This window comes from Flavobacterium oreochromis (assembly GCF_019565455.1).
Lineage (GTDB): Bacteria > Bacteroidota > Bacteroidia > Flavobacteriales > Flavobacteriaceae > Flavobacterium > Flavobacterium oreochromis.
Genome location: NZ_CP067377.1, coordinates 1,196,366 through 1,222,908, shown reverse-complemented (window position 1 = coordinate 1,222,908; position 26,543 = coordinate 1,196,366). Strand labels below are relative to the sequence as shown.

Genomic DNA, 26,543 nt, shown 5'->3' with positions numbered 1-26,543 from the left:
TTATTATGTTTTTATGAATTATACGCCCATTTTAAATAAATAGCTCCCCATGTGAAGCCTCCACCAAATGCAGCAAAAACGATATTATCTCCTTTTTTCAACTGTTTTTCAAAGTCGCATAATACAAGTGGCAAAGTAGCTGACGTTGTATTCCCATAACGATGAATATTAATTAAGACTTTTGAATCATCTAGTCCCATACGTTCAGCTGTAGCATCGATTATACGTTTATTCGCTTGGTGAGCAACTAACCAATTTACATCATCATGTGTTAGTTTATTTCGTTGCATGATTTTTTCACTCACATCAGCCATCCCTGAAACAGCATATTTAAATACGGTTTTTCCATCCTGGAAAACAGTATGCATTCCTTTTTCGACTGTTTCTTTAGAAGCAGGTAAAATTGAACCTCCCGCATCTATTTTAAGATATTCACGACCAATACCATCACTTCTTAAAATTTCGTCTTGTAAACCTAAACCTTCTTCATTAGGTTCAAAAGAACAGCACCTGCACCATCTCCAAAGATAATGCAGGTAGCTCTATCTGTGTAATCTATAATTGAAGACATCTTATCTGCTCCAATTAATACTACTTTTTTATATCTTCCTGATTGTATATAGGCCGCTGCGGTAGACATTCCAAATAAAAAGCTAGAACAAGCAGCTTGAAGGTCATAAGCAAAAGCATTAACAGCACCTATTTGTGATGCAACATATACTCCAGTAGACGCGACAGGCATATCAGGAGTGGCTGTTGCCATAATAATCATATCAATATCCTTGGGATCAATTCCTGATTTTTCAATTAGGTTTTTGGCAGCTTGAATAGCCAGATAGGAAGTACCCGCTCCTTTTTCTTTTAAGATTCTTCGTTCCTTGATACCTGTACGTGTGGTGATCCACTCATCCGTAGTATCAATCATTGTTTCCAAAACTTGATTGGATAACACAAAGTCTGGAACATAAGAACCTATAGCAGTAATTGCGGCAGTAATCTTATTCATAAAGTCTTATTTTGAACCCTTAAAAGGTCAATTCTAAAAGTTGATGAAATTACAAAATTTCTACAAATGACATACAAAAATGGCTCATTTTTTTCAAAAATGAGTCATTTTCAACAAAAAAACTCTCACAATGTGAGAGTTATTTATGTATTTTTAAAAAAATATATTAAGCAACAGCTACTGATTTATCAATAACTACTTGACCTCTATAATACATTTTGCCTTCATGCCAGTAAGCTCTGTGGTATAAGTGAGCTTCACCAGTTACTGGGCAAGTTGCAATCTGAGCAACAGTTGCTTTATAATGAGTTCTTCTTTTGTCTCTTCTTGTCGACGATTGTCTTCTCTTAGGATGTGCCATTTTACAAAATTATTTATCCGTTAATAGTTTCTTTAATGCTGCCCAACGCGGGTCAATTTCTTCTTCTTTTATGTCTTGCTCTTCTGCAATTTCAGTTTCTTCAAAGGCATCCTCTTCTTCTAAAGCCTGAGGACTTACTCTTTTAAAAGGTATTGAAAGAACAATCATTTCATATATATATTGTGCTATATCAATCTGATGCTCACCAAAAGGAAGAATTAACAATTCTTCATTTTCATCATTATATGCCTCTCCAAAGCGTACAATTAATTTTAACTTTCCTTTTACAGGCAAATCAAAAGGTTCACCTGTTACATCACATAACACATTTACAGTCCCTTTATGCTTAAAATTTAACTCAAGCATGTTACTTTGCTTTTCTAATACCAAACTTACTTTTATATCGACTGAATCAAATTCGTCATATTGAAAGTAATCAAAGAACGCCTTACTAATTAGGTATTCAAACTGGTGCTTTCCTATTTTTAATCCTATATAAGGAATTAAATATTCATTCGTAACTCTCATCAGACAAATCTACATTTTTAACAGGTTCAGACCGAACGTTATTCTTTAAAACCTCTCAATCAAAGACTTAAGCCCAATTACGTTTTACTCCAACAACAACTTGCTCCTTAATTAGGGTGTGCAAAGATATAAATTATTTATAAAATCAAAAGGGTTATGAACATTTTTTTGTTTATAACTCATTTTATTTGGTTTTTAATGGATTTGCCGCTATTTCTTTATAAATATTCCTAGCTTTAAAAATATCTAAAGCAGCATAAATTGCTTCTGTAAAAGAGGCATGATTTGCTAATCCTTTTCCTGCTATATCAAAACCTGTTCCGTGATCTGGAGATGTGCGAATCTTATTTAAACCCGCAGTATAATTTACACCTCTACCAAAAGACAAAGTTTTAAAAGGAATTAATCCTTGATCATGGTAAGTAGCTACTACTGCATCATATTTTTCATACTGAGCACTTCCAAAAAAAACCATCAGCTGAATAGGGACCAAAAACCATTATTCCTTCTTCAAATAATTTCTTTAATGCAGGTTTTAAGATTATTTCTTCTTCTTGACCTATTACACCATGATCTCCAGAATGAGGATTTAAACCTAGAACTGCTATTTTAGGTCTATTAATTTGAAAGTCTTCAATTAAAGAACGATTAATTGTTTTTATTTTTCTCATAACAAGATCTTCAGTCAGATAAGATGCTACTTCATTAATAGGTACATGATCCGTTAATAAACCTACTCGCAAAGTATCTTGAATCATCAACATTAAAGCATCTCCTTCTAATTCTTGATTTAAATAATCTGTATGACCTGGAAAAGAAAATTCATCACTTTGAATATTAACTTTACTTATAGGCGCAGTAACTAGAACATCTACTTTATTTTCTTTTAACGCTTGTGTAGCAGCTATAAAAGATTTTATTGCATATTTTCCTACATTTTGATCTTCTATTCCCCATTCCAAATTTACTCCTTCTTTCCAAACATTTAGCACGTTTACCTTACCAACTACAGCTTGATCAATTTTATCAATACCATGCAAATTAACATTTAGATTGAGTTGCTTTTTTAAATAAGAAATAATCTTAACATTAGCAAAAATAATAGGCGTACACAATTCAAGCATACGAGTATCTTCGAATGATTTCAAGACAACTTCACTACCAATACCATTTAGATCTCCTATTGAAATACCAATTATTATATTTTCAGGCTTTTTTGTCATCGCTTTAATATTTGTACTAATTTTGAATACAAATTTACTAAAATTAATCAGTTAATGTTTACAGGAATTATAGAAACTCTAGGTAAGATTGTAGCGCTAGAAAAAGAAGGTGAAAACATTCATGTTTCAGTACAATCTTCTATAACAAAAGAACTAAAAATAGATCAAAGTGTTGCTCATAACGGCATATGCTTAACTGTCGTTAATCTAAATGATGACATATATACTGTTACTGCAATTAAGGAAACAATTGACAAAACCAACCTAAGCGAGTGGAAAATAGGAGATCTTATTAATCTGGAACGAGCAATGAAATTAGGAGATCGACTAGATGGTCACATAGTACAAGGACATGTAGACCAAATAGGAATTTGCAAACAGATAGAAGAAGCAAATGGCAGTTGGTATTTTACCTTTGAATACAATAAGGATTTGAAAAATATTACAATTGAAAAGGGCTCTATAACGGTTAACGGAACGAGTCTAACTGTAGTCAATTCAAAATTAAACGAATTTAGTGTTGCAATTATCCCTTACACTTATGAACATACAAATTTTCATACTTTTCAAATAGGAACAAAAGTAAATCTTGAATTTGACGTAATAGGAAAATATGTTACTAGATTGCAATCTTTTAATTTTTAAAAATAAAAAAGTCCCGAAATGGGACTTTTTTATTTTAAGTAAATATTTACATTTATCCATTTAAAGCTTCTGCTCCTCCAACAATCTCTAAGATTTCTCCAGTAATTGCTGCTTGACGCGCTTTATTATAGGTCAATTTCAACTGATTTCTTAATTCTGTAGCATTATCAGTTGCTTTGTGCATAGCCGTCATACGCGCCCCATGTTCAGAGGCAAATGAATCACGGATTGCTTTATATAATTGTGTTTTTAATGACTTAGGAATTAAAGTCATTATAATTTCCTCTTTTGAAGGTTCAAAAATATAATCGCCAGCAACTGCATCTCCTTTAGTAATAGGAGCTAAAGGTAAAAATTGTTCTGTTTTTACTACTTGAGTAGCAGCATTTTTAAATTGATTATAAACTAATTCAATTTTATCATACTCGCCAGTAATAAATTTTTCAGTTAAATTAGAAGCGATAGTTGCAGCGTTATCAAAAGTTAAATTATCAAAAATTGAACTCTCATTCGCCACGACATTGTGCGTTTTACGTACTCCATCATTTCCTTTTTACCGATAGTTAAAATATCTAAAGCAGCACCTTGGTATTTTTCTGTTAGATTTTTAACTTCTTTAATAACGTTAGCATTGAAAGCACCACATAAACCTCTATTTGAAGTAATAACTACTAAAAGTACTTTTTTAACTTCACGTTGAGTAGTATAAGCTCCCCCTACCTCACCTTCTAATGTAGCAGAAAGATTTTGTAATAACTCCGTTAATTTTTCAGCGTAAGGACGCATAGCAGTAATAGCATCTTGTGCTTTTTTTAGCTTTGCAGCCGATACCATTTTCATCGCAGATGTAATTTGCATCGTAGATGAAACGGATGTAATTCTGTTACGGATTTCCTTTAAATTCGCCATTTTTTTTTAGTAAATAGTAACTAGTAAATAGTGATTAGTTAATGACTAATCACTACCCACTATTCACTTTATTAGTTATACTTTGCAGCTACTTCTTTTGCTACTTTCTCTAAAACATCTGTGATATTATCATCAAACTTACCAGCTTTTAAAGCGTCTAATGTATCTCTATGTTTGTTATTTAAGAATTCTAAATAATCTTTTTCGAATTCTTTAACTTTAGCTACAGGTACGTTTCTTAATAAATTTTTAGTACCAGCGTAGATAATAGCAACTTGGTCTTCAACAGTAAACGGAGAGTTTAAACCTTGTTTTAAGATTTCTACGTTACGTTTACCTTTTTCAATTACGTTTAAAGTAGCAGCATCTAAGTCAGAACCGAATTTAGCGAATGCTTCTAATTCACGGAACTGAGCTTGGTCTAACTTTAAAGTACCTGATACTTTTTTCATAGACTTGATTTGTGCGTTACCTCCTACACGAGATACTGAGATACCTACGTTAATTGCTGGACGTACTCCTGAGTTAAATAAATCAGACTCTAAGAAAATTTGTCCATCAGTAATTGAAATTACGTTTGTAGGGATATATGCAGAAACGTCACCCGCTTGCGTTTCGATGATTGGTAAAGCTGTTAATGAACCACCACCTTTAACGATTGGTTTTAACGATTCTGGTAAATCATTCATGTTTTTAGCAATATCGTCATCAGCAATTACTTTTGCAGCTCTTTCTAATAAACGAGAGTGTAAATAGAATACGTCTCCAGGGTAAGCTTCACGTCCTGGTGGTCTTCTTAACAATAAAGACACCTCACGGTAAGCAACTGCTTGTTTAGATAAATCATCATAAACAATTAAAGCAGGACGACCTGTATCACGGAAGTATTCACCAATTGCAGCACCTGCCATTGGAGCATATACCTGCATTGGAGCTGGATCAGAAGCATTAGCAGCAACAATAACTGTATAAGCCATTGCTCCTTTTTCTTCTAAAGTTTTAGCTAAAGCAGCAACAGTAGAAGCTTTTTGACCTACAGCAACATAGATACAAAATACTGGTTTACCAGCATCGTAAAATTCTTTTTGGTTAATAATAGTATCTATACAAACTGTAGATTTACCTGTTTGACGGTCACCAATTACTAACTCACGTTGCCCACGACCTACTGGAATCATAGCGTCTACTGCTTTAATACCTGTTTGTAATGGTTCGGTTACTGGTTGACGGAAAATTACCCCTGGTGCTTTACGCTCTAAAGGCATTTCGTATAAATCACCACCGATAGGTCCTTTACCATCAATTGGAAATCCTAAAGTGTTTACTACACGACCTACCATTTGCTCACCAACTTTTAAAGAAGCAATACGTTGTGTTCTTTTAGCAGTTGAACCTTCTTTGATACCTGTAGAAGGTCCTAATAAAACCACCCCTACATTATCTTCTTCAAGGTTCAACACGATACCTTCCATACCGTTTTCAAAAACCACTAACTCACCATATTGTACATTAGAAAGCCCATAAATACGAGCAATACCGTCTCCTACTTGAAGAACAGTACCTACTTCTTCTAAAGTAGCACCAGATTCAAAACCTGATAATTGTTGCTTTAATATTGCTGAAATTTCAGCTGGTTTGATTTCCGCCATTGTTTTATAATTTTTACACTTTCGTGTTATAATTAATTACTCAATTCTCTTTTTAATGTTAATAAACTATTAGCTACTGAAGCATTATATTGCTTGTCACCAATTCTTAAAATAAACCCACCAATAATCGCTGGATCTACAATATTTTTTAAAGTAACTTTTTTAGATGTAAGTGTAGCTGCTTTAGCTAATACTTTTGCTTCTAGTTCAGTTGTGATAGCTATAGCAGTAGTTACTGTTGCTACTTCTACTCCGTTAGCTTCATCATACAATTTTGTATATTGAACAGCTATTTTATCTAAAAGTTCAAATCGTTTATTTTCTAATAACAACTGAAATAAAGATTTAGTTACAGCTGTAGTATCTTTGAAAACTTCTAGCAAAGCATTATTTTTTATTTCAATTTTCAAAGTTGGATTGGCTATAAAAGAAGCTAATTCAGCATTATCTTGAATAGTTTTAGCAATCAAAGTCATATCATTGTTTACTTCAAGAGCGAAACCCTTAGAAGTAGCAAGATCTAAAATTGCTTTTGCATATCGTACTGCGGCTCTGTTACCTGACATATACTTTTATTATTAGTTTAATTTTACTTCATCTAACATTTTCTCAACTAATTTAACTTGAGAATCGTTGCTTGATAATTGATCTTTTAAAATTTTCTCTGCAATTTGTAAAGATAAAGTTGAAACTTGTGTTTTTAATTCTGCCATTGCAGCATTTTTTTCACTTTCGATAGAAGCTTTAGCTTGTTCAATTAAACGAGAACCTTGAGCTTGTGCTTCTTCTTTAGCATCTGCAATCATTTTTTCTTTAATCTCACGAGCTTCTTTTATCATATTATCACGTTCTGCACGTGCTTCATTTAAAGTACGCTCATTATTTGCTTGTAATTCTTGCATTTGTTTTTTTGCATTTTCAGCAGCTTGTAAAGCACTACGAATACCTTCTTCACGAGCTTCAATAGATTCCATGATCGGTTTCCATGCAAATTTAGCTAATAAAACGATTAAAATTGCTAAAATAACAACTAGCCAAAAGAATAGACCGTATCCAAAATCATTAAATATTTTTTCCATTATTGATGTTTTATGTTTAATTAATAAAATAATAGGTTAAATAAAATTACACTTTGCAACCAACCGTTGCAAAGCGTAATTTACATCTTGATTAAGCACCTAAAATTAAGGCACCGAATGCTAAACCTTCTAATAAGGCACCGATGATGATCATCGCTGTTTGGATTTTACCAGCAGCTTCTGGTTGACGAGCAATAGCATCCATTGCAGATCCACCAATTTTACCTAAACCTAAACCAGCTCCGATTACGATTAAACCAGCACCTACTAAATTTGGAATTGTCATAATAAAAGATTTATATAATAATTAAACAATTTTTTTAAATTTCTTTTTCTATTAATGATGATCATCATGATGGTGATCTTGAACCGCCATGCCAATAAATAATGATGATAACATTGTAAAGATAAATGCCTGTAAGAAAGCTACTAACAATTCAATCACAGAGATAAATAATGTTAAAGCTAATGAAACCCCTACTGCACCACCTGGTGTCAATTGTTGCTTGAACAAGAAAATGATTGCAATTAAGCCCATTACTACTGAGTGACCTGCTGTAATGTTAGCAAATAAACGAATCATTAATGAGAAAGGTTTTGTAAAAATACCTAAAACTTCAATTGGAGCCAGAACGATCTTCATTGGAACTGGTACACCTGGCATCCAGAAGATATGTTTCCAATAATCTAAATTAGCACTCACATTTGTTATAACTAAAGTACACAATGCTAAACATAAAGTCACCGCAATATTTCCAGTAACATTAATCCCTAATGGAGTTAAACCAATTAAGTTTAAAGTCCAGATCAAGAAGAAAACAGTTAGTAAATAAGGCATGAACTTTTTGTATTTTTTTTCGCCAATATTTGGACGTGCAATTTCGTCACGAACATAAATTACTAAAGGTTCTAAAACACGACCAAAACCAGTTGGTAAAGTATTTCCTTTTTTATAGGTTTTTGCTAACGATGTGAAAGCAAAGAAAATTAAGATAGCAGTTACTAATAACGAAAATACGTTTTTAGTGATCGAAAAATCTAATGGTTTAGCATTAGTTGGATGACCATGTTCGTTAGTTGTAACAGTACCCTCAGCATCTGATTTGTAGATTACACCGTGAACCATTTTGTAGAAGTTACCATCTACTTCAGCTAATTCTTTTTCATTATGAAAAGCTGACGACATAAACACATGAAGACCATTATCAAATAAAATAACTGGCAATGGAAAACCTACATGGTGTCCCGTTTCTCCATCTGCATACAAATTAAAATCATGCGAATCCAATAAGTGATGTTTAATAAATGCTTGTACTTCTGGTTTCTCATTAATAGGACCTTCATGATTTGACTGATGTTCCACAGCATGAGCTTTATCAGCGTGTGCGGCTGTAGTAACATGTGTACTATCATGCGCCATAGCGTGTGCTTCATGAGCTGTTTTTTCAGTTACATGAGTAGAATCTGTCGTAGGGTTAGCCATTGCTACCCAAGAGAATAAGCCTATAAAGGCAGACATTAGTAATGACACAGGTTTTCTTGTAATCATCATAGGAATGAAAAATTTCTATGTTCGTAAATTTCGGTGCAAAGGTACATTTTTTATTTATATGAAAAACGATTGCTGAAAAAAAATACATCAATCTTTATTCTATTTTAAACTCAAAAGTCTGAGAAGGCTACAAAAGCCCTTTAAACACACTTAATCAAGTAGTTAAAATTTTATCTGATTTAATTTTTTACCTACTAAAAAAGTTATTGTAACTAGATAACCTATAAATAAAATAAAGAAGTTCCATTTAGAAAATAAGAAATTCTTTTGTAATAACCATCTATTGAAAATATAGGTAAAAATAAAAAGATTGGTAATAACTACTAAAAAACCTACTCCTACGAGATCTTTTTTATTTTCCAACAAGAATGCCATGATTGAGATTCCTAATAGATAAAAAAACAAAAAGAAAACATGTATTATGTAAAAAGCTGGAGTAATTATCTGATTTGATAAAAATAAGTATCCAAAATTGAGTAAGTAAAAAGCCATTCCTACAAGGAATAGCTTTTGTAAAAATTCTTTAATAAGCATTATTTATTAATTTCATTAACTTGTTTGATAACATTATATAAAGCTATAAAGACTCCGAACAGTGTCAAAACTTTAGCATAATAAAAATAAGAACTTGGATAAGATTTATCTACCCATTCTCCTAATTTATAAAATAAGTAGATAGTAACTCCCATTTGCGAAGGAATGGTGACCAAAGAAAGCCATTTATTTCCTTTAGACTTTTCTTTTTCTTCTTTATTATTCTCCATTTACTACATTTAATGAGGGAGCAATGGTTTTCATTACACAAGTTGCTGTAAATTTTGCTCCAGGTTCAACTGCTAATTTACCACAACTTACATCTCCATTTATGGTAGCTGTTGCTTTTACATTTAATATTTCTTCTACTATTATTTTTCCTTCTGCTTTACCTTCTATATCCACATTTTGGGCATTTATATCTCCCAAAACACTTCCTGCTGGTCCTACTACCAGTTTAGCTTTTGAGTTAAAGTTACCGATTAGATGACCATCTAATCTAAAATCTGCAATTGATTCAATATCCCCTTTTATTGTAGTTCCTTCAACGATGCGATTTGTTTTTCCTAGTAGGTCTGTATAATTTTTGGGTTTTTTGTCAAACATAAATTAAAGTTTTAGTTGTAGATATTCATTTAAATTTTTCTTGGTCTGAATAACTGAATAATTTTGAGTTGATATAACAGTAGCACTTTCTTTAACTTGGTAACCTTTTGTCTTAGCTAATAATTCTACTAAAAAACGGGCATATTCACGAGAAGATATACCATGAATTACAACAAAATTATCGGTTTCATTATAAACATCGTAAGATACAAAAAACTTATAATATTGTTTCTCTTTTATATATTTTTCTAACTTATCTATTAAATTTTTAGTAGCGGCATCTTCTTTTAACCCTACTTTATACAATATTTTCCACTTAGTAGATAGTGTATCTGCTGAGAGTATCATCTGCTCCATCTTTGGAATATCTAAGCGTAAAATCTCTTCTGCTCTTGTAGCTTCTTCTGTATCAGGGTATGTGCTTATTACTTTTTGAACTCCTTCTCGGTAGGCATTCAAACCGAGTAATTTCCCATTTAATGAAGCTTTCAATAATTCAAATTTTGGCAATAAAGGATCACCTGAAAATAATATCATGGAATCATTTATCTTATTTAATGCTGGTTTATACTCTTGATTTTCAAACATTGCATGACAATCCTTATATACTTTAGTTGGAGCTTCTGAATCATTTTTTTCTGATATTTGCCCATTAACTAATTGCGCATATCGAGTATTTGGATAGTTTACTATAATTTCGTTCTTTAATTGCTGTGCTTTTTCTGGGTTAGAAATTTCGTATAAACGAAATAAATTATATTTGGCTGGAAGAATAAAGCGTTCTTCCGGATTATTAGCTAGTAGCTTTTCAAAACGTTCTTCTGCAACTTTATTTTCAAAAAATTTTTCTTTATAGATCAAACCTAGGTTATAATAGGCATTATTTCTTTCTTTTATTAAACTATCGATTACAGTTTTTGAAGAGGGAAGCTTATTTACATAAAAATCTGGTGTATATTTTTCATTAACAGCAACTGTTTCTGATTCTTTTTATTAGCTTCTGAATCTGTGGGATTTATTTCCTTATTTTTCTGACTTTGTGTTTGGACGGACCATCTCCAATTATCAACTAGAGCTCGTTTTCCCCATTTTTTTGCAAATTCAATTTTCCCATAAGCAACAGTTGAAGGATTATAGAAATAAAATAAATTTTTAGAATTATCTAATCCTAATGGGGTGATATTTCGGGCTCCTCCTGGAGTAGGCACAAGATTTGGATCAAAGAAAAGATCATCGTTTTGCTTAAGATTCTGTTGGCGATTTTCTTCTACAACCTGCTTTTTTTTATTTAAGGCTATTTGTAATGAATCTGTTTTTTTAAGTTCTAATATAATTTTTTGAAAGTAAGAAACACGTTCCTCATCAGACATAGCCAATAAAGAAATAATACTATCATTATGTTTAGCTATACTTTCATATTTTATTACTTGGTCTAGATTTTTTCTTTTCTTCTCTATTATAAAGTATTCCCTATTTTTCTTTGTAAATTTAGTTAGAGTACTATCATAATATTTACCTGCTATTTCGTATTTAGTTTGATCAAAATAAATTTTGGCTAAATTTCTATAATTAGAAGCCACTAAATAGCTATCATTTGAAACAGATTTTAATGATTTGTTATAATATTTTTTGGCCTTTTCTTGTAGTTTAAATTGATCGTAAAAAGGGCAACTTGATGATTTAAAACGTCTAAATACGGACGATTTTCTCTATCTTTTAATAGTTTGGCATATTTTTTTGTAAAAATTAATGTATCTTTTGTTACATCTACTAAACTGGCTTGCTTAGCGTGAGCCTGAATAACATATAGACGAGGTGATTGTCTTTTCATGTCAATAACTTCTTGAAAGGCTACATAGGCACTATCTTTATATTTTAATTCTTCATATAATTGTCCTAAAATAAAACGATAACGAGCTCGTTCTTCTTTATTAGCGGTATATTCAATAGCTTTTTTTATTGGTTTTACTGCTTTTTGTTTTTCTTCAAGATTAATATAGGCTTGAGCTAACAATGCATTAGCGTCTGCTTTTATATGAAAAGGTAAATCATATCTTTTTAGAAGTAGAGTTAAATTTTTAACTGCTAGAGCATCATTTTCTAATCGCACATTTGTTTTCTCTCTCCAAACTTTTGCTTCATAAATTTTATCTGAATTAGAGTATTTATATAAGATATAATTAAAGGCCTCTAATGCGGGGATAAATCTTTTGTCATAATATCGTGCTTTCCCTAACAACAAATGGGCTTCATCCATTTGTGAATTTCGTTCTCTACCTTCAATATTCATAGAGTGTTTTTGAATAGCTTTTACGGCTTTATCTTCTGCACGTGTAAAATTAGCATTTTTACTCTTTTGACCTGGTAAAAAATTTTCTTCTTCAATTTGCATACGTTCAACAGGTAAGATTTCCCAAAAATTATCAACATATCCTTTTTTTAGTTCTTCTATACCTGCTTTTAATGAAACATCTCCATTGTACACAGTATTATACTTAGAGTTTAAAGCATGCCAATTTCTAGATATCAATGTATCTTTTTGGTAGAACAAGCAATTATAAATGCGCACAATCCAAAAGACGCAATATATATTAAACGGTGATTTTTCAAATGACTATATTTTTTAATATAAACTCTAAATTTTTTTTTTTAGTATTCTAACTGGTAAAAGTACACTTCTTTTAAAAAGTAATAAAATAAAAATAAAAAAACCTTCTTTGCTATCACAAAGAAGGTTTATATATTTAGAATAAAAAACTATTCTATAATTAATCTTTCTGTCTTATAATCTAGTTTTAGAATATAATTTCCTGATGGTAAATTAGAGGTATCTATTGTTTCATTTTCTTTTAAATTTAATTTAGTTAAAATCTTTTTACCATTAAGATCAAATAAGGATACTTCATTTATGTTTCTGGTATTATTTAAATCAAGTTTATCTCCTTTTTTTATTGGATTTTTAATAAAAAATAGACCTCCTTTTTCATCTGATGAAATTCTATTAGATGCAGAGGAAATAGTTCCATAAACCATAAATTCTGCAATATGAACCCCTTGATTGACTGAATTATAAAGCATGTCTACCTTAAAATATCTGGCTTGCACAGGTTTACTGAAAGGAAAAGATGTTCCAGCACTATTTGACAAACTTATATTACTTGAGTAATCAGCAACCATTGTCCAATTTACATTATCTGTAGAAGCATAAACTTTGTATTTATAAGAACGTGTGTCCCCGAAATAATTAACGACTTTGATTTCATCAACATTGTACGAATTTTGTAAATCAACCTGCCAAAATTGTGTATAGGGTGTATTACCCCAATAAGTATTTAAATTTCCATCATTAGCTTTAGGCCCTTCAGTACCTAATTCTGATCCTGATACTGTAGTTGGTTTGTTTAATGCAATATTAGTACGAGTCTCTGGCACTAAATCTCCATGTGCAATAAATTCAGCTATATGAACACCTTGATTAACGGAATTATAAAGCATTTCTATTTTAAAATATCTTGCTTGAACTGGATTAGAAAAATTAAACGTTTTCCCTTTATTTGTTGACAAATCAGTATTTTTAGAGTTATCAGCAACAACGATCCAATTTATATTGTCTGTAGAAGCATAAACTTTGTATTTATAGTAACGGGAATCTTGAAAATAATTAATAACTTGAATATCTTCAACATTATACTTGTTTTGTAAATCAACCTGCCAAGATTGAGTATAAGGTGTATTACCCCAGTAAGTATATACGTCACCATCATTAGCTTTTGATCCATCATGACCTGCTTCTGAACCTGAAACAGAAGAAGGTTTATTTAATGCAATATTAGGTTTATTGTAAGGATTTCCTCCTAATTCATTACTAAGGTTAATTAATTCATTATGGATATTTGCATCTCTTATATATTCTGAAATAAACCAATTAGTATAAGATAAATGTCTATTCGCTCTATAACCTTTCGTTCCGATCCCTGAAATCATAGCTCCAAAAGTAGAAATCTTTTTAATTTTTTCAGTTTCTGTAAGATTTGGATTTTTATTAGACAATTCATAATCTGTATGCAATTTAGAACTAAATCCTGGCAAACCGTCCATTGCTTGTAGTGCTAATACTGATGTGATATAATGATCCGCATGATCACCTGGGTTTTTTGATAAATCAACATCTGTGGAGTAAACAGTAGATATAGAACCTTTTTCAGTTTCAAAAATAGCTTTGATTGTATTTTTTAACTCTGTCCAAGTATAAGTGGAAGTATTCGTTACATTGGTAATTGTTTCTATAGTACCTTTTCTTAGTTTTTCAATTGACTGGCCATTATTAGCCGGATAACCATCCATATTTAAACTACAACAATTACCATTTGGTAAATCTAAAAAATACATTGTAATATTGTTTCCATACGTCCATTTTCTAACTTTTTTCCCAGCAAAAGTTACTTCGACAGTTGTTTCACTAAAATTTAATGGCAAATTATCATTTGTATAACAATATTCTAATGCTTTTTTATAGCCATAATCTCGAGCTTGATAAAATGGTGTTGTTATATCTATTCCTGCATCAGCAGTATAAATACCATCATGTGCTCCTTGATCTGATGCACTTGTAAGAATAGCTACTGTTTTTACTCCACTACTAACCTTATCAAATAGCGGTACGCCACAAAAATAGACTGCATCATCCTGGTGTGCGTGAACAAAAAAAGCTGTCTCTTGAGCCTTTATTGATAGACTGGTTAAGAAAACAGAACATAAAATGTAAATTTTTTTCATAAGCATTGATTTTTTTCAAATCTAATTATAATATGTTTTAAAAAAATTACTCTAAAAGCTCAAAAAAGAAAAAATAGTAAAATAGGATTATTTAATATTGAATGTCTAATTTCTAATTGATGAAGCTTATATTTTTTACCTTTGTATTATAAAACAAAACCTATGTCAGTATTCTATAAACTCTCAATAAAAGAGGTAAAAAGAGAAACACCTAACGCTGTTTCAGTTGCTTTTAATATCCCTTTAGAATTTAAAGATTTTTACAAATTCACAGCAGGTCAATATGTTACCTTAAAATTAACTTTAGATGGTCAAGAAATTAGAAGAGCATATTCTTTATGTACAGCTCCTTCATCTGAAGAGTTTCGTATAGCGATTAAAGCTGTAAAAAATGGTACGTTTTCACAATTTGCCAACACCGAATTAAAAGAAGGGCATGTCCTAGAAGTTGGTCTACCTGAAGGGCGTTTTACATTTGAACCCCAATCGGACCGTCAACGAAACTATATGGGATTTGCAGCAGGTAGTGGGATTACTCCTATAATGGCTATAATAAAAACTGTGTTATTGCAAGAGCCTAAGAGTTCATTTGTATTAGTCTACGGAAATAAAACGCGTAATGAAACTATTTTTTATGATCAATTAACGGAATTACAAACGCAATTTTTAGGTAGATTAACGGTTCATTATGTATATAGCCAAGAACAAATAGAACATCAATTGACTGGAAGAGTTGACAAATCAATTGTTAATACAATTCACCAAAAACATATTGGTCAGGAATTTGAGAAATATTATTTATGTGGTCCTGAGGAGATGATCAATGTTATCAATAAGACTTTAAAAGAAAAAGGAGTAAGTGAAAAAGACATAAAATTTGAATTATTTTCAGCTTCATCAACATCTGAAAATACTTTATCTAATGCTAATTCTTTTGAACACACAAAAGTTACAGTTATACTAGATGGTGACACTGAATCTTTTGAAATGTCTGCCAAACAAACTCTATTAGAAGCTACATTAAAACAGGGAATGGACGCTCCTTATTCATGTCAAGGAGGTGTTTGTAGTAGTTGTATAGCACGAGTTACTTCTGGAAGTGCTACTATGAAGAAAAATTCTATTCTAACAGATAAAGAAGTAGCTGACGGCTTAATTTTAACCTGTCAAGCGCACCCTACATCAGCTCAAATCACAATAGATTTTGATGATGTATAATAAATAAAAATAGTAATTATAAAGAGGGTTTGGTTATTTTATAAAACTAAATCCTTTTTTATTTTATTGACTACCTGTTGTGGTTTTATAGTACGCATAACCTCTTCGTATCCCTCTACTTTTTTATTTCCGTAAACAGATGTGGGTAACATTGGATACTTTTCTCTATCGGCTGTTAAACAATTTTCTAAAGGTTGATTAAATGGGCTAAATCCAGAATATGGATGGGTGGCTCCCCAAAGAGTTACCACTTTAATTCCTAACATAGAAGCAATATGACCATTTCCTGAATCCATAGAAAGCATTAAATCTAAATTGGAAATTAAATCTAATTCTTCTTGTAACTTAATTTTACCTGCAACTACTTCAACATTAGTATAATCTTTTTTAAGTTTATACAATTTTTCTATTTCCAACTTACCTCCGCCAAATAAAAAAATTTTAACTGTTTCTTTTTGCAAACTATCGATAACTTCTTGCATTAAGTCTAAAGGATATATTTTCGACTCATATTGAGCAAAAGGAGCTATCCCTATCCATTTATAATTCTTATTCCCAGTTATTTTTAGAATTTGATCGGACAATAACGCTTTACTTGGAAACTGAGGGTTTAATAAATCAAAAGAAAATCCTAATCGTAAAAGGGTATCTTTATGTCTTTCGAACATAGATTTCACAGGTACAAAAACTTTATTTTTAGCACGGGTTAATGCTTTGTTATCTTTACGTTCTTTATCTGTAAATGCAACTTTTTTCCCACTAACAGCAAATAATCCTCTAATAACTTTTGAACGAAGTACATTATGAAAATCTGCAACAGCATCGATATCTAATTTTTTTAGATCGTTATACAATCGTACAAGCCCAAGCATTCCTTTATGTTTTTTATTGAGATCAACTGAAAAGAAGTTAACATTTTCTAGATCTTTAAAAAAAGGTTTAAAGAAAGGACGTGAAACTACTGTAATTTTCAACTCGGGATACTTTAAAGACAAAGCCCTTAAAACAGGAACCGTCATGGCAACGTCTCCCATAGCCGATAAACGAATAATCAATAGATGCTTCATAGTAAACTTTAAAATAACAAAACCACTAATAATTATAAGTAAAATCAAAAAGAAAAAAACTTAACTTAGTAATGGTTTTGCAAAATTAAATTATAATCATTATTTATTTTGGTATAAGATAGGATTTAATTCTTCATCATTGTACATTTTCATTTGTTTGTACACTTTCATATACTTGTCTCCCTTTTCTATATCCTCAATTAATTGGCTAATCGAAATAAACATATCTTTCTTTTGCTCTAAAAGTATATTTAATTTTTCCTGACATTTTGCTCTATGCTCTTCAGTAGCTGTTAATCGAGTAGCTTCTTCGTTCATATGATAAATCTTAAGTGCTAAAATAGATAGTCTATCAATAGCCCAAGCAGGACTTTCTGTATTGATACGAGCGTCTGACTTTACTTCAACAGTAGCATATTTATTAAGAAAGTAACCATCTATGTATTCTACCATATCTGTACGAACTTGATTAGAAGCATCAATTTTACGTTTTAGATCTAAGGCGGCTATTGGATCAATCTGAGGATCACGTATGATATCTTCATAATGCCATTGTACCGTATCAACCCAATTTTTTGCATACAACAAATGCTCAATAGAGCCCTTTCCGTAAGGATTCATAATTTGTTGATAAACATCGTCTTTTATGTGGTATTCTTGAATACTTCTTTCAAATATAGGAAAAGCAAATTCTGCGAACATAGATAGGTTATTAAAATGTTCCACAAAATTATGTATTTTTACGAAATTAATTCATCTTATATGAACCTTAATTTTTTATTTAATAGTGGAAAAAACCCTAAATGGAAATATTATCTAAACAATATTATTCTAAATTCTTTACCAAAATCTATTTTTAGAGATCAATATTATAAGATAATTAATGATTTTAACTCTAGAACAGACAAAGATTATATACTAGAAAGAGTAAATTACTATAATAAGTTAAATAAAAACAAGGATCTTGCTTCAAACGCTAAAAAATTAAAAGAAAATAAAATAGATAAGGCGGGGTCTGTATACTATTATGATACAGAATTTATAACTAGATATTTTAACCCTTCTCTTAAATTTTTTACTTGTTATGGAGATATAATTGATATCCCTAAAGAACCTTCTATTCTAAAAAGCAGACCTATACTAGGGAATAATGAAAATAGTGTATTACTAAATCTTGACAAAGTACGTCATTTTATTTTTTTAAACGATAATAAAATTTTTGAAACGAAACTTAACAAAGTAATCTTTCGAGGAAAAATAATAGGCAAACAACAAAGAGTAACCTTTATGAATACTTTTTTGACAATCCTTTGTTTGATCTTGGGGATGTTTCAAAACACATAACAAAAAAGGAATGGAAAGTTCCTAAAAAAACACTATGGGAACACTTAGATTATAAATTTATTATGGCATTAGAAGGTAATGATGTTGCCAGTAATTTAAAATGGGTAATGTCATCTAATTCAATTGCTGTAATGCCAAAACCAACATACGAAACTTGGTTTATGGAGGGTAAATTAATCCCAGATGTACATTATATAGAGATTAATTCTGATTTTTCTAATCTAGAAGAAAAAATAAATTATTATATAGAAAATCCATCAGAAGCAAACAAAATTATTCAGAATGCAAATGCGTATTGCCAACAATTTCTTGATTTAAAAAGAGAAAAAATAATTGGGCTACTTGTAATGAAAAAATACTTTGAAAAAACTAATCAAATTTAATCCATGAAAATACATCACATATCAGAACAAAATAGCATTTTAAATCATTTTTTAACAGAAATAAGAGATATAAATATACAGAAGGATCGTATGCGTTTTAGAAAAAATATAGAACGTATAGGTGAAATTATGTCTTATGAAATAAGTAAAACACTGGATTATAAAAATATAGATATAAAAACACCTTTAGGAGTAAAACATACAACAAAACTCGCTAATCCTATTGTTTTATGTTCAATATTAAGAGCAGGACTTGCGTTACACCAAGGATTTATTAATTATTTTGATGAGGCCGAAAATGGGTTTATATCAGCCTATAGACACCATTATAACAATGATGATAATTTTGAAATATTAGTAGAATATCAAGCAACCCCTTCTTTTCAAGATAAAAGTCTTATCCTTATTGATCCTATGTTAGCAACTGGGCAATCTATAGTTGCTGTACTTAATAAATTATATCTAGAACACAAACCGAAAGAAATTCATATAGCTGTTGTTATTGCTGCTCCAGAGGGTATACAATACCTAGAAAATAATTTACCTAAAAATAGTCATTTATGGATTGCCTCTATAGATGAAAAACTTAATGAAAAAAATTATATAGTACCTGGTCTTGGAGATGCAGGAGACTTAGCATATGGTGAAAAGCTATAATATTTGTAATAAATAAGCTACTAAACTAGCTATCATTAAGAAAAGAACTATTCCTTCTTTTAACCAAATTTTCTTAATTGTTTCTAAATAGTTTGTCAACATAATAGCTACAGGTACAAAAGTATATATCAAGTAGCTATTTTGTTTTTGAGGCATTACAAAATAAACTCCTAATGCTATTAAAAAAGCGAATATAATTTTACGATAAGATGAAATCAGATGAGACATCTTACTTTGTAAAATAAATAGCATGCTTATAAAAGCAATTAAAGCGACAATTACATAAATTGCTACTGCCATATTTTGAAAAACATTGGTTAAATCATTTACAGTAAAATCAATATAAATTTGCTTAGGATATAACGTTAAAAATTCTGGATAAAGAGCTAAAGAAAACATTAAACCAATTACTAAAACGGTAAAAAAGGCTATAAAGGGTATAAGCCAATTTCTATAATCTCTTGATACATGAAGTATAATAGATGAAAAAACTAATAGTAAAAAAAGTATACACCAGAAATTAATTAATGAAGCCAAAAAATCCATAATGAAGCATCAAAAATTTTTTCTTTAGGTGTTATCATTGAATGCATTGAAATTAACCTTCTCAAAGCTAATAATATAAAAGCATTAGATAAAATTAATTTTAAATCAGAGAGTGTATTAGGAAAAAGTATTAAGAAAATAAAAAATAATAAAAAAGTATAACTATTATCTTTACTTAACCCATTTTTTTTTGTAATAAAATTAGTAATTAATAAAGATCCTATTAATAACAATAATAATAATATTTTTTTCCAATCTCTATTGTTGTTAAACCTAGGGGGCTAATATTGAATTGGTAAAACAAAAAACAAACTACCAATAAAATTATAACTATTACATAATTTATTGGTCGAGATTTACTAAAAACACTTGTAATCATAAGTATATTTTATATTTTTGCTGTGTAAATATAATACATTCGTCATGATGAAATCAATTTTTGAAGCAATTCAATGGTTATTTGAAGCTGTTTTATTTGCTCCACACGACTTAATGCGCTCCACAGAGTTAAAAAACTGGTGGATTGCTAACCTTATTAACTGGGTATTATGGGCTATTATTTGTTATTATATTTGGTATTGGATCAAACAATTAAAAATATTTAAGGACAATAACGAAGATCAGCAAGATACTACAGCTCATTCGTTTTTGAAATAATTTATCTTTTAAATTGAAAGATCATAAAAGCCTATAAGATTTTCTTATAGGCTTTTTTATATTCTCCGTTATTGAAAGATCATTTGTTCTATTAACTAAATAAATGAAATTACCCAATAAAAGCTTTTTTATCATTTTAACCAAAGAATAAATCTAAAACCATTTAATCCTGAAAGTCCTCCTATATATCATCGTAAAAAACTAAATGTCTCTTTTAATTTTTAAAGAGTCTCTTTTTTTATATTCAATTTTTATTGTAAATCTTTTCCAATATCTTTTCTAAAATACATTTTATCAAACTGTATTTTATTAATACTTGTATAAGATTTTTGTAAAGCCTCTGAAAATGTTTTTCCGTAAGAAGAAACGGCTAATACACGTCCACCACTAGTTACGATTGTATCATTTTCTTTTTTAGTTCCTGCATGAAAAACAATAGAGTTCGTCACGGTATCAAGACCTGTTATTACTTTTCCTTTTTCATAATCTTCTGGATAACCTCCTGAAGCAACGATTATGGTCGTAGCAGCTCTTTCATCTATTTCTAAAGTTTCGAAAGCTAATTCTTGTTTACCTATTGCTTGAAATAATTGAACTAAATCAGATTTTATACGAAGCATTACTACTTCTGTTTCAGGATCTCCCATACGTACATTATATTCAATCACCATAGGCTCACCTTTTACATTAATAAGACCTATAAATATAAATCCTTTGTAATCAATATTATCCTTTTGCAATCCTTCAACAGTTGGTTTTACAATACGGGTTTCTACTTTTTCCATAAAAATGGGATCAGCAAATGGTACTGGTGAAACAGCTCCCATACCTCCTGTATTTAACCCTGTATCGCCTTCCCCTATACGCTTATAATCTTTAGCTGTAGGTAAAATTTTATATGTTTTACCATCTGTAAGTACAAAACAACTTAACTCAATGCCCTCTAAAAATTCTTCAATTACTACTTTTGAAGAGGCATCACCAAATTTAGCATCAACTAGCATGTTACGTAATTCTTGTTGTGCTTCAACTAAATTATTTAAAATTAAAACTCCTTTTCCAGCTGCTAATCCATCTGCTTTTAAAACATATGGTGATTGTAGTGTAGTTAAAAACTGACATCCTTCTTCTACCGTTTCTTTCGTAAAACTTTCGTAACGAGCAGTTGGAATATTATTTTTAACTAAAAACTGTTTTGCAAATTCCTTACTTCCTTCTAATTGAGCTCCTATTTTTGAAGGGCCTATTACAGGAATATTTTTTAACTGTATATCTGCTTTAAAATAATCATAGATTCCGTTCACTAATGGATCTTCTGGACCTACTACGACCATTTCAACTTTGTTTTGAATTACAAAATCTTTAACTGCATTAAAATCTAATGGATTTAAAGAAACATTTGTTGCTATTTTTAACGTACCAGCATTTCCTGGTGCAACAAATAGCTTTGTACATTGTGAGCTTTGTAGCATTTTCCAAGCTAAAGCGTGTTCTCTTCCGCCTGAACCTAAGAGTAAAATTATCATAGTGTTGTTGTGTTGTTGTAGCCTCATTGCTATTAAACATAGCATCAATTAGCTAACGATTAATTTATCTTGCAAAAATAGTTTGTTTAAAATGATTATGAAAGCTTGTGTTTTCTTATTTTTGGAAAAATCATTTACTACAATGAACCATAAATTAAAAACATATGTTTTTAAAACACTTGAAATTTTACCCTCAAAAATAGGATATTGTTTATATCATTTTCTTCAAAATTTATCAGAGAATAAAAATATTCATTTAAAAATAAAGAGTTCTGAAGAAACTTTTAAAACTTTTTTAAGAATTACTTCTGAATTAAATATTTCTCTAAAAGGAAATTCAATAGCTGAAATTGGATCTGGATGGTTACCAATTATGCCTTATTTATTTATCCATAAAGCGGCTATAAAAAAAGTATATACTTATGATTTAAATAAACACTATGAAAAAAATGCAATAACCAAGTTTAATAATCTTTTTCAAAAAAATTATAATGTTGTTATAAAACCAACTAATCCTTATCAGCTTCCAAATGAAGTACTTTATTTTCCTAATCAAAATATTGTAGATCAAGATCTACCAAAGGATATTAATATTATCTTTTCACGTTTTGTACTGGAACATGTAAGACCTGAGGATATGGTAAAAATGCATCAGCAGTTCAAAAATTCTTTACAACCTGGAAGTTTTATTATACATTTTATCTCACCTAGTGATCATAGAGCATATAGTGATACTAGTTTGTCCTTACAAGATTTTTTACAATATAGTCAAGATGAATGGAATAAAATTCAAACTTGTTTTGACTATCATAATCGTTGGCGATTACCTCAGTACCTTGATTTATTTAAATCTTTAAATTACTCTATTGAATATTTACATTTTGATAGTGTAAAATCAGATAGCCCTCAAGAAGGTTTATTTAAAAAGGTAAAGTTGCATCCTGATTTTAAAAATTATTCAATTGAAGAGCTAACTGCTGGTAATATTATAATTATTTTAAAAGTATAATGTTTAATTTATTTGACATATCACTCAAAATCAATGGTTTTCCTTTAAAAGAAGCTAAAAGGGAATTAATTAAAATTACTCAATTATCTGATGAATCGCATATTGAGTTTGTTAAAAAAAAGAAACATGAAATTGTAAATTTTCATTTACAGAATAATGATTATTACAAATCTTTTTTGGTGAAAAAGATTTAAAAAATTGGGAAGATATTCCCATAATGACTAAAAAGACTTACAAAAACCTTTAAAAGAACGTTTATCTAAGAATTATTCAATAAATAATGTTTACATAAATAAAACTTCTGGTTCTAGTGGTACTCCTTTTATTTTTGCAAAATGTAAATATAGTCATGCTATGACATGGGCATCCAACATATATCGTTTTAGTTGGTATCAAATTGACTTTAATCGTTCTTATCAAGCTCGATTTTATGGAATTCCTTTAGACAGATTAGGTTATTATAAAGAACGCCTAAAAGATTTTTTATCTCATAGATATCGTTTTCCTATCTTTAATCTATCAGATTTTTTTTTAGAAAAGGTATTAGGTAAATTCAGAACTTCCAATTTTGATTACATAAATGGATATACAAGTTCAATCGTTTTATTTGCAGAATTTTTAAAGAGAAAAAATATTACTCTTAAAAGTATATGTCCTTCCTTAAAAGTATGTATCGTTACTTCAGAAATGCTTTTTGAAGATGACAAATTACTATTAGAAAAACAGTTAGGAATTCCTATTGTAAATGAATATGGAGCGTCTGAACTAGATTTAATAGCATTTCAATCTCCTAATAATGATTGGTTAATAAATACAGAAACACTATTTATTGAACTATTAGATGAAGAAAACAAGCCTGTAGAATTAGGTCAACCTGGGCGTATAGTAATTACTTCATTATATAATAAAGCACATCCATTTATACGATATGACATTGGGGATATAGGTGTTTTTGATGAAAGAAGTACGTGTCAAAAACCTATTCTCAAAAAATTAATTGGAAGAACTAATGATGTTGCAATTTTACCAAGTGGTAAAAAATCGCCAGGATTAACTTTTTATTATGTAACCAAAAGTATCATTAAGAATGATGGGAATGTCAAGGAATTTATTATCAAACAAACTAAAATAGATTCTTTTGAAATAGATTATGTAAGTGATACAGAATTAAGTGACGAAAACAAATTAAATATAGAAAAAGCTATTTATCTTTATCTAGAACCCAATTTACATTTTAGTTATAACCGAAATCTACGTTGATTAGAAGTAAACGTGGTAAATTAAAACAATTCGAATCACTGTTATAACTTTTTTATATACTTGGCTTTTATAAAAAACTGTACATATAAAAAAACTAACATACTAAAAAACGATTTTACAAGGCTAAATTTATGAAAATCTCTATAAACCAAATAATTATGTTTTAACAATCTCCATTTAGAAGTAGACAATGAATCTCTTCTGATTCTATAAAGAGCTAAACTTTCAGGTACAGGTTCAGCTAATCTAATTTTTTTAAGGATCACTAACCAAAGCATCCAATCTTGTCTTTTTCTTTTTATTGGAATCGGTATTTTTCCAAAAAAATCTACATCATAAATACCTGTCAGGTTACCTATGAAGTTACAATAAAATAACTGATCATAAGTTATTGGATTAGGTGATTGAACTCTTTTTCCTAGAAAATTTGAATCATCATCTATACAATCAAAAAATGAGAATGTAAAAGGCAAATTTTTAGATTTCATAAATTCTATTTGTTTCTGTAATTTTTCAGGTTTCCAAATATCATCTGAATCTAAAAAGGCAATATATTTTCCATTAGCTAAATCAAGTGCTTTTTGACGAGCAACTCCAGTCCCTTTATTTTCAATTAACTTGATTATTCTTATACGACTATCTTTATTTATGAATTTAAGAATAATGTCAATTGTTTTATCAGAAGAAAAATCGTCTACAATCAACATTTCCCAATTTATATATGTTTGTGATTGAACTGACTGTATTGTTTCTGCTATATATTTTTCAGAATTATAAGTTGGTGTTATTATAGAGACTAATTCACTCATTTAACATGCTTTTTCGTCTCCTAAAATAAATTTTTTAAAAGTCACAAGAATAATTTTCACATCAAGTAACAAAGTCCAATTTTCAATATAGAACAAATCAAATTTCAAGCGATTTTCTATATCTTGATCTGTAAGAATTTCTCCTCGAAATCCTTTTATTTGAGCTAAGCCAGTTACTCCTGGTTTAATATAATGACGTTCCATAAATTTATCAAAACGTTGAGCATAATCTTCATTAACACTTAACATTTGAGGACGAGGACCTACTACTGACATATCGCCTAATAAAACATTAATAAATTGAGGCATTTCATCAAGACTTGATTTTCTTAAAAATTTACCAAATAACGTAATTCTTTCATCATTTTTAGAAGCTAATTGCACATTTGCCAGTTCATTAATTTTCATAGAACGAAACTTAAAACAATCAAATTTTTGATTATTGATTCCATGTCTTTCTTGTTTAAAAAAAACAGGTCCTTTAGAATCTATTTTAATCATAATAGCTATTAAAGGTATAAGCCAAGAAAGTATAAAAAGAATAACCAATGATGAAAAAATAAGATCAAACACACGCTTTATCCAATGATTAAACCACAATTCTAAAGGTGTTTTTCTTATTGAAATTAAGGGAATATACCCGTAATAATCTAAAAACATATTATGAGAAAGCGCAGAATCATCAGGTATTAATTTTATAGTTTTAAAATGATTATGTGCATAGGCAATAACTTCATCAGAATATTTTTGTGAAACACTATTTAAATCACAATAAATCTCATCTATTGATTCTTGTTGAATAATTTTTTTTAATTCTAGAAAAGAAGTCCTTTCTGAAAATAAACCATGCAATCTATACCCTAGGTCTTTATTGCGTTTAAAAAAATCAGCCAACTCTAGTGCTCGTTCTTTTTGTCCTATAATAATTACTCTTCTAAAATTACCTCCTAAAAACTGACGGTATTTTCTTAGCGCATAATAAATACCAAACTTAAAAAAAGTAACAAAAAAGTAAGATACAAAAGGTATTTAAAAACGAACTGAGGTATAATTTCCTTTTGTAAAACAAAAATAAGTGTAACAAATATGAAGGAAAATATTGATAACTGCTTGGAAATTTTAAAAATAATTTTAGTAGGAGCTGTAAACCGAAATACTTCGTAAAATTGTGTAAGATTAGACGTAATCGTCCAAATTAA

At 29.8% G+C, this 26,543-nt stretch carries 27 protein-coding genes and 4 pseudogenes; 8 read left to right on the top strand and 23 right to left on the bottom strand.

From position 1 onward, the window contains the following. Window positions 1-11 precede the first annotated feature (11 nt). From JJC03_RS05905 to pdxA, 4 genes and pseudogenes are all read right to left on the bottom strand, one after another. A pseudogene (locus JJC03_RS05905) lies at window positions 12-1,006 on the bottom strand (beta-ketoacyl-ACP synthase III). 166 nt (window positions 1,007-1,172) lie between these two features. Beyond that, window positions 1,173-1,367: a 50S ribosomal protein L32 gene (gene rpmF, locus JJC03_RS05900; RefSeq protein ID WP_014165712.1), complete on the bottom strand. Its 195-nt coding sequence runs from the start codon at window positions 1,365-1,367 to the stop codon at window positions 1,173-1,175. A gap of 9 nt (window positions 1,368-1,376) precedes the next feature. Further along, window positions 1,377-1,895 (bottom strand): YceD family protein, encoded by a 519-nt coding sequence (locus tag JJC03_RS05895; protein ID WP_088398383.1) that lies wholly within the window; start codon window positions 1,893-1,895, stop codon window positions 1,377-1,379. 184 nt (window positions 1,896-2,079) lie between these two features. After that, window positions 2,080-3,118: pseudogene (gene pdxA / locus JJC03_RS05890) on the bottom strand (4-hydroxythreonine-4-phosphate dehydrogenase PdxA). Window positions 3,119-3,172: 54 nt separating this feature from the next. On the opposite strand from pdxA, the gene JJC03_RS05885 reads away from it, so the two are divergent. Further along, the gene (locus JJC03_RS05885; protein WP_088444657.1) at window positions 3,173-3,763 is read left to right on the top strand and encodes a riboflavin synthase; all 591 of its coding nucleotides are present in this window, start codon (window positions 3,173-3,175) and stop codon (window positions 3,761-3,763) included. Between the two features lie 52 nt (window positions 3,764-3,815). On the opposite strand, the pseudogene atpG reads toward JJC03_RS05885, so the two are convergent. The 13 genes and pseudogenes from atpG to JJC03_RS05830 all read right to left on the bottom strand — a co-directional run bounded on the left by atpG (window position 3,816) and on the right by JJC03_RS05830 (window position 14,868). Continuing rightward, window positions 3,816-4,672, bottom strand: a pseudogene (atpG, locus tag JJC03_RS05880) (ATP synthase F1 subunit gamma). Between the two features lie 71 nt (window positions 4,673-4,743). Continuing rightward, window positions 4,744-6,321 (bottom strand): F0F1 ATP synthase subunit alpha, encoded by a 1,578-nt coding sequence (gene atpA, locus JJC03_RS05875; protein ID WP_088398387.1) that lies wholly within the window; start codon window positions 6,319-6,321, stop codon window positions 4,744-4,746. 32 nt (window positions 6,322-6,353) lie between these two features. Then, window positions 6,354-6,887 (bottom strand): ATP synthase F1 subunit delta, encoded by a 534-nt coding sequence (gene atpH, locus JJC03_RS05870; protein ID WP_088398388.1) that lies wholly within the window; start codon window positions 6,885-6,887, stop codon window positions 6,354-6,356. 12 nt (window positions 6,888-6,899) lie between these two features. After that, the gene (locus JJC03_RS05865; protein ID WP_088398389.1) at window positions 6,900-7,400 is read right to left on the bottom strand and encodes a F0F1 ATP synthase subunit B; all 501 of its coding nucleotides are present in this window, start codon (window positions 7,398-7,400) and stop codon (window positions 6,900-6,902) included. A gap of 91 nt (window positions 7,401-7,491) precedes the next feature. Continuing rightward, window positions 7,492-7,686, bottom strand: a complete 195-nt coding sequence (locus JJC03_RS05860; protein WP_014165720.1) for an ATP synthase F0 subunit C — start codon at window positions 7,684-7,686, stop codon at window positions 7,492-7,494. A gap of 51 nt (window positions 7,687-7,737) precedes the next feature. Next, window positions 7,738-8,952, bottom strand: a complete 1,215-nt coding sequence (gene atpB / locus JJC03_RS05855) for a F0F1 ATP synthase subunit A (RefSeq protein ID WP_088398390.1) — start codon at window positions 8,950-8,952, stop codon at window positions 7,738-7,740. Window positions 8,953-9,114: 162 nt separating this feature from the next. Continuing rightward, window positions 9,115-9,486: a hypothetical protein gene (locus JJC03_RS05850; RefSeq protein WP_088398391.1), complete on the bottom strand. Its 372-nt coding sequence runs from the start codon at window positions 9,484-9,486 to the stop codon at window positions 9,115-9,117. After that, a complete protein-coding gene (locus JJC03_RS05845) occupies window positions 9,486-9,716 on the bottom strand; it encodes an AtpZ/AtpI family protein (protein ID WP_088444659.1) in 231 nt (76 codons plus the stop codon). The genes JJC03_RS05850 and JJC03_RS05845 overlap by 1 nt, the downstream gene beginning before the upstream one ends. Then, window positions 9,706-10,092, bottom strand: a complete 387-nt coding sequence (locus tag JJC03_RS05840) for a bactofilin family protein (protein ID WP_088398393.1) — start codon at window positions 10,090-10,092, stop codon at window positions 9,706-9,708. Before JJC03_RS05840 ends, JJC03_RS05845 begins: the two co-directional genes overlap by 11 nt. A 3-nt stretch (window positions 10,093-10,095) precedes the next feature. Beyond that, a complete protein-coding gene (locus tag JJC03_RS17475) occupies window positions 10,096-10,953 on the bottom strand; it encodes a hypothetical protein (protein ID WP_258932393.1) in 858 nt (285 codons plus the stop codon). Between the two features lie 74 nt (window positions 10,954-11,027). Further along, window positions 11,028-11,672, bottom strand: coding sequence for a hypothetical protein (locus JJC03_RS17470; RefSeq protein ID WP_258932391.1), 645 nt, complete (start codon window positions 11,670-11,672; stop codon window positions 11,028-11,030). 26 nt (window positions 11,673-11,698) lie between these two features. Then, on the bottom strand, window positions 11,699-12,622 hold the full coding sequence (gene porW, locus JJC03_RS17465; RefSeq protein ID WP_258932389.1) for a type IX secretion system periplasmic lipoprotein PorW/SprE: 924 nt from the start codon (window positions 12,620-12,622) through the stop codon (window positions 11,699-11,701). A gap of 227 nt (window positions 12,623-12,849) precedes the next feature. After that, a complete protein-coding gene (locus JJC03_RS05830) occupies window positions 12,850-14,868 on the bottom strand; it encodes a discoidin domain-containing protein (RefSeq protein WP_235874165.1) in 2,019 nt (672 codons plus the stop codon). Window positions 14,869-15,030: 162 nt separating this feature from the next. Here JJC03_RS05830 and JJC03_RS05825 point away from each other — a divergent pair, with 162 nt between their 5' ends. Continuing rightward, window positions 15,031-16,086 (top strand): ferredoxin--NADP reductase, encoded by a 1,056-nt coding sequence (locus JJC03_RS05825; RefSeq protein ID WP_088444662.1) that lies wholly within the window; start codon window positions 15,031-15,033, stop codon window positions 16,084-16,086. 38 nt (window positions 16,087-16,124) lie between these two features. Here JJC03_RS05825 and JJC03_RS05820 read toward each other — a convergent pair whose 3' ends face one another. Then, window positions 16,125-17,153, bottom strand: a complete 1,029-nt coding sequence (locus JJC03_RS05820; RefSeq protein ID WP_088444669.1) for a glycosyltransferase family 9 protein — start codon at window positions 17,151-17,153, stop codon at window positions 16,125-16,127. Window positions 17,154-17,252: 99 nt separating this feature from the next. Beyond that, window positions 17,253-17,855, bottom strand: coding sequence for a DUF4254 domain-containing protein (locus JJC03_RS05815; protein ID WP_088398398.1), 603 nt, complete (start codon window positions 17,853-17,855; stop codon window positions 17,253-17,255). A gap of 30 nt (window positions 17,856-17,885) precedes the next feature. Between JJC03_RS05815 and JJC03_RS17460 the strand changes: the two genes are divergently transcribed. The 3 genes from JJC03_RS17460 to upp are packed head-to-tail and all read left to right on the top strand — an operon-like array spanning window position 17,886 to window position 19,537. Continuing rightward, window positions 17,886-18,497, top strand: coding sequence for a hypothetical protein (locus JJC03_RS17460; protein ID WP_258932383.1), 612 nt, complete (start codon window positions 17,886-17,888; stop codon window positions 18,495-18,497). Then, on the top strand, window positions 18,464-18,880 hold the full coding sequence (locus JJC03_RS17455) for a glycosyltransferase (protein ID WP_258932381.1): 417 nt from the start codon (window positions 18,464-18,466) through the stop codon (window positions 18,878-18,880). Before JJC03_RS17460 ends, JJC03_RS17455 begins: the two co-directional genes overlap by 34 nt. Window positions 18,881-18,883: 3 nt before the next feature. Next, window positions 18,884-19,537, top strand: a complete 654-nt coding sequence (gene upp, locus JJC03_RS05805) for a uracil phosphoribosyltransferase (RefSeq protein ID WP_088398400.1) — start codon at window positions 18,884-18,886, stop codon at window positions 19,535-19,537. On the opposite strand, the gene JJC03_RS17450 is transcribed toward upp, so the two are convergent. Further along, complete coding sequence (locus JJC03_RS17450) at window positions 19,532-20,083, bottom strand: DUF6427 family protein (RefSeq protein ID WP_258932379.1); 552 nt, start codon at window positions 20,081-20,083, stop codon at window positions 19,532-19,534. The genes upp and JJC03_RS17450 overlap by 6 nt on opposite strands. 426 nt (window positions 20,084-20,509) lie before the next feature. On the opposite strand from JJC03_RS17450, the gene JJC03_RS05795 reads away from it, so the two are divergent. After that, window positions 20,510-20,740 carry a DUF6341 family protein gene (locus tag JJC03_RS05795; RefSeq protein ID WP_088398402.1) on the top strand — a complete coding sequence of 77 codons (231 nt, stop codon included), beginning with the start codon at window positions 20,510-20,512 and terminating at the stop codon, window positions 20,738-20,740. A gap of 251 nt (window positions 20,741-20,991) precedes the next feature. Here JJC03_RS05795 and purD read toward each other — a convergent pair whose 3' ends face one another. After that, complete coding sequence (gene purD, locus JJC03_RS05790; protein WP_088398403.1) at window positions 20,992-22,266, bottom strand: phosphoribosylamine--glycine ligase; 1,275 nt, start codon at window positions 22,264-22,266, stop codon at window positions 20,992-20,994. 97 nt (window positions 22,267-22,363) lie between these two features. On the opposite strand from purD, the gene JJC03_RS05785 reads away from it, so the two are divergent. Together JJC03_RS05785 and JJC03_RS05780 are read left to right on the top strand one after the other, a co-directional pair. Continuing rightward, window positions 22,364-23,275 (top strand): hypothetical protein, encoded by a 912-nt coding sequence (locus JJC03_RS05785; RefSeq protein ID WP_235874164.1) that lies wholly within the window; start codon window positions 22,364-22,366, stop codon window positions 23,273-23,275. Beyond that, a pseudogene (locus JJC03_RS05780) lies at window positions 23,275-24,582 on the top strand (phenylacetate--CoA ligase family protein). Before JJC03_RS05785 ends, JJC03_RS05780 begins: the two are co-directional and overlap by 1 nt. Here the strand turns inward: JJC03_RS05780 and JJC03_RS05775 are convergent. Further along, window positions 24,577-25,344, bottom strand: coding sequence for a glycosyltransferase family 2 protein (locus JJC03_RS05775; RefSeq protein ID WP_088398406.1), 768 nt, complete (start codon window positions 25,342-25,344; stop codon window positions 24,577-24,579). The pseudogene JJC03_RS05780 and the gene JJC03_RS05775 overlap by 6 nt on opposite strands. Next, complete coding sequence (locus JJC03_RS05770; RefSeq protein WP_258932589.1) at window positions 25,345-26,328, bottom strand: exopolysaccharide biosynthesis polyprenyl glycosylphosphotransferase; 984 nt, start codon at window positions 26,326-26,328, stop codon at window positions 25,345-25,347. Window positions 26,329-26,543: the final 215 nt, after the last annotated feature.